The sequence below is a fragment of the Gimesia aquarii genome, assembly GCF_007748175.1.
Classification (GTDB): domain Bacteria; phylum Planctomycetota; class Planctomycetia; order Planctomycetales; family Planctomycetaceae; genus Gimesia; species Gimesia aquarii_A.
The window spans coordinates 7054501-7066015 of sequence record NZ_CP037422.1; the positions used below are offsets into that span (position 1 = coordinate 7054501).

General features: G+C 48.9%; 9 protein-coding genes. 4 read left to right on the top strand and 5 right to left on the bottom strand.

The annotated features are described in order from the left end of the window. The first annotated feature begins 94 nt into the window (after nt 1–94). On the top strand, nt 95–2728 hold the full coding sequence (locus V202x_RS26580; RefSeq protein WP_145180017.1) for a tetratricopeptide repeat protein: 2634 nt from the start codon (nt 95–97) through the stop codon (nt 2726–2728). A gap of 188 nt (nt 2729–2916) precedes the next feature. Further along, a complete protein-coding gene (locus V202x_RS26585) occupies nt 2917–4005 on the top strand; it encodes a formylglycine-generating enzyme family protein (RefSeq protein WP_145180018.1) in 1089 nt (362 codons plus the stop codon). A 6-nt stretch (nt 4006–4011) separates the two neighbouring features. On the opposite strand, the gene V202x_RS26590 is transcribed toward V202x_RS26585, so the two are convergent. Beyond that, on the bottom strand, nt 4012–4500 hold the full coding sequence (locus V202x_RS26590; RefSeq protein ID WP_145180020.1) for a metallophosphoesterase family protein: 489 nt from the start codon (nt 4498–4500) through the stop codon (nt 4012–4014). A 200-nt stretch (nt 4501–4700) separates the two neighbouring features. Here V202x_RS26590 and V202x_RS26595 point away from each other — a divergent pair, with 200 nt between their 5' ends. Next, nucleotides 4701–5537, top strand: a complete 837-nt coding sequence (locus V202x_RS26595) for an SGNH/GDSL hydrolase family protein (protein WP_232098727.1) — start codon at nt 4701–4703, stop codon at nt 5535–5537. Next, nucleotides 5485–7131, top strand: coding sequence for a neutral/alkaline non-lysosomal ceramidase N-terminal domain-containing protein (locus tag V202x_RS26600; protein WP_145180022.1), 1647 nt, complete (start codon nt 5485–5487; stop codon nt 7129–7131). Before V202x_RS26595 ends, V202x_RS26600 begins: the two co-directional genes overlap by 53 nt. A gap of 52 nt (nt 7132–7183) precedes the next feature. Here the strand turns inward: V202x_RS26600 and V202x_RS26605 are convergent, their stop codons facing one another. The 4 genes from V202x_RS26605 to V202x_RS26620 form a co-directional block, all read right to left on the bottom strand. Continuing rightward, nucleotides 7184–8323, bottom strand: a complete 1140-nt coding sequence (locus tag V202x_RS26605) for an FAD-dependent oxidoreductase (protein WP_145180024.1) — start codon at nt 8321–8323, stop codon at nt 7184–7186. A gap of 256 nt (nt 8324–8579) precedes the next feature. After that, the gene (locus V202x_RS26610; protein WP_145180026.1) at nt 8580–9854 is read right to left on the bottom strand and encodes an alpha/beta hydrolase; all 1275 of its coding nucleotides are present in this window, start codon (nt 9852–9854) and stop codon (nt 8580–8582) included. A gap of 77 nt (nt 9855–9931) precedes the next feature. Beyond that, a complete protein-coding gene (locus V202x_RS26615) occupies nt 9932–10906 on the bottom strand; it encodes a carboxypeptidase-like regulatory domain-containing protein (protein WP_145180027.1) in 975 nt (324 codons plus the stop codon). A 1-nt stretch (nt 10907) separates the two neighbouring features. Continuing rightward, complete coding sequence (locus V202x_RS26620; RefSeq protein WP_145180029.1) at nt 10908–11255, bottom strand: PadR family transcriptional regulator; 348 nt, start codon at nt 11253–11255, stop codon at nt 10908–10910. Nucleotides 11256–11515: the final 260 nt, after the last annotated feature.

An 11515-nucleotide genomic window follows, 5' to 3' on the forward strand; every position in this document is an offset into this window, starting at 1 on the left:
CAAGGTCTGTGATGCGTATGATTATAGATATTTATTGTCTACATTGAATGACAGCTACATTGATCTCTGCAAGCTTTGTCCACTTGATTTGCCTATGCACCATCGACAAAAACAATCGGGAATCACATCAGAATCACCCCGGGGTCTGACGGCGTCTCCAAGATGGCTCCCCCCCTCCCTTGTAATGCTGCTGATTACTTTTTGCAATGTTGGCTTTGGGGAAGATCATACAACCGCATACTTTGAAGGCTTACGTCAACGACATCTCTTTGGCATTGCCGAAGGATATTGTCTCAATCGTCTTGCGCAACCTCGTCTTTCCGAGTCTGATCGTGCCCGCTACACATTGGAACTGGTGAGGACTTTATCAGCACATGCCATGGTTGCCGAGGATGCTGAGCAAACTGAACTCTGGAAACGTGCAAACAACGCAATCACGCAAATATTAAAAGCGCATCCCAATTGGACTGATGCTCCGATCTTCAATGCCGAGCGTTCCCGAATCTCGGCTCAAAAAGCAGACATTCTCTATTGGCAAGTAAAAGCAGTTCCGCATAATGAAGCACTCAAGCAAAAAACGATTTCGAAGCTGACAAATGCAGCTTCAGAATTAACACAGTCCGAAAAACAGTTAAATCAACTTTTAAAAAGATCAGGCACACACAAAGATTTTACATTACTCGGGACTGCTCTCCTTCGAGACTCCTTGATGGATTTTCAACTGCTGATCGCACAAACAAAAATGAAACTTGCCGATTTGTACGATCATCAGGTCAATCAAAAAACCGTGAATCTCGACGCCGCAAAAAAATGGCTGACACCTCTGTCACAACGTGCTTCCACTCTACAAATTACCTGGATGAGCAGACTCGCATTAATTCAATGTAAGCGAATTGCTGGAGATTTAGGCGCTGCTGTGCGAGCCATTCAAAGGCTAATCAAAGAAAAACCACCTGCCTATCTCAAAGAACCCCTCTTTGTAGAATCGATGCGAATTTTACTGGCTGAAAACAAAGCACAGCTTGCAGCAACACAGATCATCAACTATCGACAGGAAAACAATGGAACTTCAAGCGAATTAGGTTACCTGGAAATCGAAGCGCTGATCCAGCTCAGAAAAATTGCGTTAGATAAAAAGCAGGAAGCTCTGGAAGCAGAAATCTGGCAACAAATTGAAACACGAACTCAGCATCTTTGGACGTCCCAACCCGGTTATTGGGCACAGCGTGCGCGCATGCTGGTTAACCAGCAGCAGCAACTAGACCAATACGGCAGCAGTATTTCCCAAAGTTTGAAACAAGCGCAATTATTTTATTCACAGGGAAAAACAGAAGAAGCCATCGAGGCTTACAACGAAACGGCAAAACAAGCAGCCGAACAGGGAAATACAGATCTGGCATTCGAACTTGGATTCACCAGTGCTTCGCTCCAGTTAAAGGATAAGCAATACAAGAAAGCGGCCGCGCATTTTCAATCGCTGGTACAACGATACGATTCTGTCCCCAAAGCAGCCGACGCCAGCCTGCTGGCGGCATGGTGTCTGGGACAACTCTACACTCAGAGTCGGACGAAATCACGGCGACTGGCATATACGGCCGCCCTGGAAGCCCATCGAAAACGTTTCCCCAATGGTACAAGCTTTTATGAAGCAGGGTGGATGCTGGCACGACTGGAAGAATCGCGGCTGCAATATTCAAAAGCGCTTATCCTGTATTCCGAAGTTCCAGAAAATCATCCAAGATTACTTGATGCACAACTTGGAATAGCGCGCTGTTATGAAAATATTTTATTACGCCTTTCTTCGTTGAATAAACCAACACAGGCATGGCGACAAGAAGCGATTGACGTATTGGAGAAAATGCTTGCCCATTTCCCTAACGAAAGCAATCAAGCAAAACTACAAATTCAGGCAGACATTGCCCTGCAGCTAACTCGCATCTATTTGAATGATACGCCTCCCCTCTATCGAAAAGCAAATCGACTGCTGGAATTGATCGTTCACACTTCATCCAACATTGTGGCTCAATTAAAAAGAAACAATGAGCAATCAGATTCAAGTGTTTCACAAACAACACGGGAAATCCAACATTGGAATCGCATTTCCAATCAGGCGCTGAGACTGCAAATCATTGCGTTAGCTGGACAGGGAAACCCATCAGAAGCACGTTCATTGGTTGAAAATCTGGAAACGGCGGGGACCGACGAACTGCTTTCTGTTCTGAACGGAGTTTCCCAAATCAATTTGGAACTGACACCGCAAGTCCGCAGAGAGTTAGGTCTCTTACAGTTAAAATCAGCGGAAAAGCTCGCAAGCCGGCGAGACGAACTGAAACCACATCAAATAAGACAGTTAGATCTTTGTCTGGCAGAAGCCTACCTGGCAATTGATCAACCTATCAGAGCACTCGAATATTATCAGGCACTTTTAAAACAGTCTCCCAATGATCGAAGTCTCGTTAAACAGGTGGCGCTGCTGTTGGAAAAATGTGGAACCAAAGAATGCCTGCGGCAATCAAGACAAAAGTGGCGTCAGATCGAACAGACAGAAAAAGCCGGAAGCCTTCCCTGGCTGGAAACGCGTTTACACATTATTCAAACTTCTTTTAAATCGGGTGATGAAGCAGAGGCCAAAAAACTGCTGGGCGTGACGATGCTGCTCTATCCTGAACTCGGCAACGCCGAATTACAAAGCCGCTATCGCGAAATGGAAGCTCTCATCAAAAAATGATGATCGATGCCCAGGATCACATGCACAAATAGCCCCAATTTGGTGCCAGTGGTATCGAAATTCCTAAAAGAATCTTAGACTATAGTAAAGCCTTAACAAGCTCCCCGGGTATGCCATATTGCTGACATAGGCAGGGGCCACTCGTTCTGCCTTGCGATACTGAGTCTTCTCTTGAAAGGAAACATCCCATGAGGATCTTAAATGTCGTTTGCCTGTTTTCATTGTCCCTCCTATGCATGACAGTTCTAACTGGGATTTGCGGCACCGCTCTCGTAGTGGCCGCTGAGCCTCCAGAGCAGGGGGCGGCGAAGCAAATCGATTTGGGCGGCAATGTCTCGCTGGAAGTGGTTTTCATTCCGCCAGGAAAATTCAAAATGGGAAGTACACCGGAAGAGAAAGCCTGGGCGACAGGCATCGAAGGAGGGGCCACACCGGGAACCGTGCGTGAGTCGTACGAAGGAGAGCAACCACGACCGATGCGGGTAAAAGACGGGTTCTGGATGGGCCGCACGGAAGTCAGCGTGGGACAGTTCAAACGGTTTATAGAAGAGAGTGGTTACGTCAGTGATGCGGAAAAACCGGGCGGCAAGACACAAGTCTTTGATCCCAATTGGAAGGTTACCGCCAAGGCTCCACCTCACCCCTGGATTTCGATGAAGGGTAAGAGTTGGCGCGATCCGAATTTCGGATTTCCGTTGCGGGACTGTTATCCAGTGGTCTGTGTAAGCTGGAACGACGGCCGCGCGTTTTGCCAATGGCTTACAGAACGCGAACGCAAGGCAGGGCGACTACCGAAAGGACTGGAATACCGCCTTCCTACAGAAGCCGAGTGGGCGTATGCCTGCAGGGGCGGCCGTGAAAGCACCTACTTCTGGTGGGGCAATGATCTCAGAGAGGGAGAAGGGCGATTCAACATTTCGGCTGTCGACTTTCTACCCGGACGCAACAAAATCTGGCCACTGGCAAATGCACCCTGGAGTGATGGCTTCGCGTTTGTCTCGCCCGTCGATCACTATGGAGAAAAAGGCCGCAACGGCTTCGGCCTGGCGGACATGTGTGGCGGCGTGTGGGAAATTGTCCTGGATCACTTCGATCCAAAAGGAGGACATGAAGATCTCTATTTTGTCAAAGAGAATCCGCGTCCTGTCTGTCGCGGAGGCAACTATTTCGACGTCCCCGGGAATGCCCGCTGTGCCGTCCGTCTCGGTCTCCAGAGCCCCAGCTACTCCGACTCGCGTGACGGGTTTCGAATTTGCCTGGGAGTGCCTCGTGGGTGAGGGTTATTAATTGTTTACCCGTATGAACTGCAAATCGTCGGTCGTAAGATCGAGCAGGGCAACTGAAAACTCGCTGGCGCGGAACAGGGCACCGGGGTTGATGCGTCGTGTGGAGCCTACCTGAAAATCATGAGTTTTGTGCGAATGGCCGGTTAGCAAATAGTCTGGTTCCGCTTCCAGCAGAGGCCGCAAATCTTTTGTGATGTGGCCATGTACGAGGGCGATCCGTTTCCCGGCCAGCATAACTTCGCCGCCCCACCGCAGACAATGTGCTCCTTCTTCTCGGGCAGCCTGCTCGAGCACAGGCACCATATCGGAATCGTGATTTCCGAATGTGAAATAGAAAGGCAATACCGAACAGGCGGTGACAATTTCAGGACTCGCCAGATCACCACAATGAAAGAGTGCCTCAGCACCAGCGTCCAGCAAAATGGTAACAGCCTGCTCAGTTCGTGGCAGGTGATTATGTGTGTCTGATAAAATTCCGATTTGCACTATAGTACCTGCCGTGGTCGCATGTTCTTTTCAGATGAGAGCCCCTATTCAGGATACCGAAAAAGTCTGAGAAATACAGTTCGCTTTCATTTCGAATCAGTATTGAAATTGAATTCGGTCTACCGGTGAAGCATAATGAAAGGAATACTCCACAATGAAAAACCCTCCGCTGATTTCTTCCTCCAAACAGGACTAACTAGATGAACTCGCACCGATGCCCGTTAATGAAAACCGTTTTTTCCTTCCTTGTTTTGAGTATGGTAGCAATTCTGCCACCCTCAGTTGCTCAAGCCGAGCATGAGGGGAAAATACAGATACTTTTACTGGGCGACAGCACTACGGAAGGCAGTATTCCGCGACTGTTGAAACCCAAAGGGCCGCATCTGGAGCAGGTGATCGAACAGTTGCTGGCTGCGGAAGGAGATTTGCCTGCGTGTCATGTGATCAATTCCAGCTTGAGTGGCGAATACATCCGCCGGCTGTTCGATTCGGGACGCTATGATCGCGATGCAGCTAAGTTGCCCGGACTGGATTATATTTTCATTCGCTATGGCATCAACGATCGCGCAAGGCGAAAAAAATTCACTGAAAATTTCCCTAAAGACTTTCATGAGCTGCTAGCGCGTCTCAGAAAAGACCATCCCAACGCACAGTTGATCCCCATGACTGTGATTCCCTTTTCGAATGAGCAAGCCAGCAAAGAGATTAATGACCTGGTATTTGATGTCGCCAAGAAAGAGAAGCTCGACGTATTTGATATCTATCCCCGCTATGCGGCCGAGTTGAAAAAGGGGCCGAACATGCTCAACTACCGACGATATCCATTGGAGAAAGTACCCGAAAAATATCATGCACTCGTGAAACCGTTTGTCTATCGAGATAGAGTGCAGGTGATGAGCAATGAACTCGATCCCATTCTGGGGCACCTGCCGGGTTGGTACCGAGATCGACATCCGAATCTGGCAGGGTACAATGTGATTGCCGATGAAACCACAGAATATCTGGCAAAGCTGCTGCGGGAACAGAAAGCAAAATAAAGGGCAGGGGGCTCATGTGACAATTCACGGAAACGACACTGAAAGTTTGGGAGTGCACAACACGGTGAACGGCTTACGACTTACGAAATCTGTCTTTATTGTGCTTGTGTTGTTTCTGTGGATCGTGCCGACACGCGGAGACTGTGGGCTTTCCGCGGGTGCGTATGCAATCGATGTCTCTCCCCCCAAACTGCCTGCCATTCAGAACGGTGGTTTTCTCGAACGGAGTCAGAACAAAATTCTTGACCGGCTACATGCGCGGTGTTTCGTATTGAAATCGGAAGATACAACGGTTGCCATTGCAGTCGTCGATTCGTGCATGATCCCCCGAGACATCTGCTATCGGGCAAAGGTTCTCGCCAGTAAAGAGACGGGAATCCCCGTCGATCGCATTCTGATCGCATCCACGCACACTCATACTGCCCCCAGCGTGATGAACTTGTGCCTGGGCACACGGAGCGACCCCAACTATGAACGCTTTCTGCCTCCCAAACTGGCCGAAGGAATTGCGCAGGCGCATGCAAATCTCGAACCGGCGCGGGTCGGCTTCACGGTCGTCGATGCACCGAAACATACTCACTGCCGCCGCTGGTTGAAGCAGCCTGATCAATACGCGGCCGATCCATTTGGGGAAACAACAGTACGCGCGATGATGCACCCCGGCTATCAAAATCCCGACTATAGCGGCCCTGCGGGACCGGCTGATACGGGCCTCACACTGCTAAGTATTCAGTCAGCGGATGGTAAACGCCCCCTTGGTTTGATCGCCAACTATTCGATGCATTACTTTGGCACCGGAGGCGGATTTTCCGCTGATTACTATGGAAAATTCAGCAAGCTCATGGAAAACAAAATCGCAGCTGCCAGCTCCTCTCAGACACCGTTTGTGGCTGCGATGTCGCAGGGAACGTCCGGCGACCTGCAATGGATGGACTACTCCCAACCGCGGAGGACCGACTATAACATCACCAAATATAGCAACGAACTGGCTGACATCGCTTTTGGCGCTTATCAGAAAATGCAATACGAAACTGGAAATCCAAAATTAGCAATGGCTGAAACAACACTGTTACTGAAACTTCGAATGCCGAACCGGAAACGCATCGCCTGGGCGAAAGAACTCAATACCAAACGGGGCAAGCGGCGTCCTAAGAATCTTCCGGAAGTTTACGCCGAACAGGTTGCCTGGTTTAAAGAGCATCCACACGAAGAAGTAGTACTGCAAGCAGTTCGTATCGGCGATTTAGCGATCACCGCGATCCCCAACGAAGTCTACGGCATCACCGGCTTGAAGCTGAAAGCACAAAGTCCGTTCCAAGTCACGTTCAACATGGGTCTGGCCAACGGAGCCGCCGGCTACATTCCCCCACACGAACAACACTACCTGGGTGGTTACACCACCTGGCCCGCCCGCACAGCTGGTCTGGAAACAAACGCCGAGCCCCAGATTGTCGAAACGCTGCTTAGGTTGCTGGAAACACTCTCTGGACAGAAACGGAAACCGCTGACCGTCGATTTCTATAACGAGGAACAACGAACGGCGATTCAGAAAGCGAAAACTGAAAATAACAATCGCACGAATCGGGGATATTGATTTTCGTTACGTTCTTATAATTCTTAGAACGCTTTTTTTAAATTCAATAAACTCAAATTGGTTCATCAAAGGCTTTGGCAATCGAACCAGCGAGTTGTTCGAGTGAATAAAATTTCGTGGCGACGTCGCGGATGTGGGCGACAGTGGCGGACTTGATAAACATCATTTTGGCCAGATGACGAGAGTCGTTTTGTGTGCTTTCAACCCGGTGTTTACGACGTTTGACGTAGAGGGAGAGAGCGTGTTCGAGGAACCGGGTGTTAGTGCGTGACAATTCGTCAGCCAGGACAGCGGCGGACTCCATCGCCATCGATGCACCAATGCCCGCTGTGGGTAGAAAACCAGCGGCGGCATCACCCAACAGAACCACCCGACCGTGTGCCCATTCTTTCGAGCGAACGTCCGAAAGTTTCCAGAAGAACAGACTTTCATCGTCGTCGGGCATCGCCGCCAGACAAGTGTCAACAATTTCGCCCATGCCCGCAAACTGTTCGCAAATACGTTCGCGTCGGCCCGCGCCCTGCTGATCAAATTCACCCATCACAGGCGCGCCGGCATAAACGCCCGCTCCATCACGTGTCGGGTACACACCAAAGAAGCGACCCGCACCCCAGTGTTCGACAAACGTTTCCTGTGGAACCGAATTAAGATCGACCCACCAGACCCAGCCACCCCAATCGGTGTGATAATAGGGCTGTTCACCGAACACCAAAGTGCGAACTTTCGAATGGAGTCCGTCAGCCCCCACAACGAGGTCAAAGGTTTCACTCGATCCATCACTGAGTGTGACTTCGACCTCTTCTCCTTCTTGCTGGAGAGATTCAAAAGACGTATTGAATCGCAGGTCGGTATCTCCAAGACCAGCGTGCAGAAGTTTGATGAGTTGTGGTCGCGTGCAACTTAAGTTCGCACCGAATCGATTGCTAATCGAACCCATAGACCAGTTCTTAACAATTTCACCGTGGTTATCGCGGACTTCGTAATGTTTACACTCAATACACTCGGCGGCAAACTGCTCATAGAGAGAGAGACCATGCAACACGCGATAGCCCAGGGGCCAAAGGCCAAGCATATAGCCTGCATGGTCGAAGTTAGGGGCGCGTTCGATGAGCGTGGGTTTAATACCACGCTGTTTGAGCAGGGCGGCAAGGGTCATCCCACCAATGCCAGCTCCCACAATTAAGATTCGCATCGTTCCTTCTCTCCGTAAAAGGATCTTGGTTCTTAAGTCTGTCCATCGGACATAATGTATCAGATTCTACGGATAGGATGCGACCTCAAAAACCAATTCGAATCAGCCAATTGTCCAATGTCTCGCGGGAGTTTTACAGTAGCTCTGTTTTGGTCAAAACAGTTCGCAGAAAAGAATCACAAGGTCGATAAGAACAACAAGTTTATCGACAGGATGGATGAAATCCTCGTGAATACCAATGCGATTGCCCATCGAATCACTTGGTATTCTGCAACCAATCGATGCCCTTGCGAATATTACCGTAGACGTTTCCTTTCCAGCCATGGCCGCCCGGATAGTCAACCAGGTTTGTTCTTACTCCAGCATTAGTGAATGTATCATGCGCAGATTTGGCCATCCAGTAGGGACAGATGAGATCCTGTTGTGAGTGTAACAGATAGATACTACGATTCTTTGCGTTGGTAACCTCTGGGAGTTGCTTTGGTTTGAAGACAGACATCGCGATAAGTGCGCCACTAACTTGTGTCTTTTTCTGCAATAAAGTGGCATAAGCTGCAGGCCCCCCGGATGACCAGGCCAGGAGATAGATTTGGCTGGCATCAATTTTCTGTTTTTTACTGATATCTTCTATCACAGCTGCCACCAGTTCTTCAGTGGTGTATTTTACAACGCTCGTTTTACTGTCTTCGGTGGGCCAGACAACTCTTTGATATTTTGTCCATTGCCTCGCAATCAGCTGAGCCAAAATGAAATCTTTGCTGAGTGCATGTTCGTGGATACGTTTGACAAATGGGTGAAAGTCCGCTGAGCCATTGCCGCCAGGCAGTACAATCAGCAAAGCATGCCCCCTACTTGAAGTCTGTTTTGTTTTAGAAGGAACCAATAGGTAACGCCCCGTTGCTTTTCCGACTTTAACTTCTATCTCATTCTCTTTCTCTTTGTCTTTCTTGTCAGTTGTGGCTGCCATTGAATCCACAAATGTTGCTTCGATATCATCAAACCAAACCTTACCGGGACCATAAATTTGGAGTGCCACTACGATCTGTCTGGTTTTCGCAGGAATAGACACCTCACCGGAATATTCCTTCCAGTCATGGCTTACGGGAGCATCGCCGGCTTTTTTTGCACCAATGTAGCTCGCCCATTTGTGACCGATCTGGTTTCCATTTTCGTCCAAAAACTGAACATCCAGAATCGCTTTGGTAGCCTGTTGCGCGCGAACCTGACCGGAAACTTTCAGAGACGTATGCTTACCGGAATAAGGCAGTATTCGATACCATTGTGCGATGGGAAAATAACGCCGGGCAGATTTCTGCAAAGACAGACTGCGCTTTCCTGTTTTTCCACGCCCCTTATCATACACATACCGCACTCCAGATATTTTGGCACCGCGCTGCCAACCATCGGGGGCTGTCTTCCCTTCCTCAAAACTGTCATCCAGCAAAACATTCGGATTTTGAGTGTAAGCAGTTTCCGTCGATATCAGAGCCAGCGTTGTTAACGTGATTGCATATCGTATCAGGTGATTCATGACCCGTTCCTTTCAAATTCTCAGTTGGTGTGCGCGTACCTTTTACGCAGTAAGTCATCATCCATAAAAATTCAATGTTATCCGCCGTCGAGGTAATCGTTCGAAATGGGTGTCAGCACGAATTCCTGTGCACGGTCTGGTACAGTCAAACGACGTGTCTGCCAATCGCTCTCAGGAAATCGAACGTAAACTGTAATTTGCTCACCTGGTCGAAAGTGAGGCATGGAAATTTTTCCCGTCGCACTCGACTGGCGAACAACAGGTTGAGCACTGCTGAAATAGACACAATGTTCGTGTCCATCATGTTCGACGCGTTCAAAGGGAAATGCACTCACTCCCGCGATCGGTTTGCCATCGCTGGTCTCAAATCGTAATACGAAAGGCGACGTTTCACTTAACTGAAAGCGAAATGGTTCAAGAATACCTTTTCGCATCGAAATATATTCCGACTGGAGCAAATGATTGTCCGCAAGAGTGGCGATCTGAACTTCGTAGTCCTGCTCTGGCGGATAAACGTCTTCAATCAAAAATGTACCATCTGCCCGTGTTGTCGCCGTATAGGAATTTTGCCTGAATCCATGGTTTGGCCATGTCTTGACCACCGCTAATACATGCGCTGCATTCACTGGTTTCCCTTGACTGTTTACCACAGTTCCTCTGAGATCGCCGCTGGTCTCTGCCAGTGAATAACCGGATGCGGCCATCGCAGAAAGATCGGTTTTCTCCGCTGGTTTGTTACGAGTGTAAAACCATAGTGAACCCACAACACAGATGAGTATCAACGTGAGTGTCTGATGGATACGGTGCCAGAAGATGTGTTTTGAAAAGGAGACGTTACAACATTCTTCGACCACGGTATTGACATCGCCAAACCGCTGTAGGGCCGCTTGCTCTGATTTCTGGCTATCCATTCCTGAATCAAGATTGTCTTGCGCGCTGGCCGAGAGATGAAATTCGATTTCCTGACGTGTCTCATCCAGTTCTCGAACCGTATGCACGATGGGTGGCAAGTGCAGGTAAGCCATGAGTGTGCGAATCCCGTTTCGAATCATTTCAGGCCTCCGCCAAATTTGAATTCAAAACCAGACTGATCGCAGCAACTAAATGCGACCATGCTTTTACTTCTGTTGTGAGCTGCGCACGGCCATCGGAGGTCAGTTGATAATATTTCGCCCGACGATTACTTTCTGATACACCCCATTCCGATTTCACCCACCCCCGTTTCTGCATGCGATGCAGAGCGGGATAAAGTGAGCCTTCTTCAATTTTTAAAGCGTCTTTGGTCGTCACCTGAATCCACTTGGCCACACCATACCCATGCCGCGGCCCTTCCAGCAGACTTTTCAGGATCAGCATATCCAATGTGCCTTGCAGTAAATCTGCTTTTTGCTTTTTCGCCATATTTAGACTCCCCAAGAATATCTAGGGAAGAGTATGTCAGCCTTCCCCTAGAATGTCAAGGGAAAAGTTTCAATGATGCACTTTGGTGATAAAATTGCGAAACGCTCCCTTCAGGAACTGGTGATATAAGCAGGGTGATGAATCTTCATCTCTAGCGCCCGAGTGATATCGGGTAGCATGAAGGTGTGTTCTGATTTTGCAGTCGATTTGAATAAATAATCGGTTTGTAACTGTTTCTTTCAGTGCTGGTGAGGAGCCTA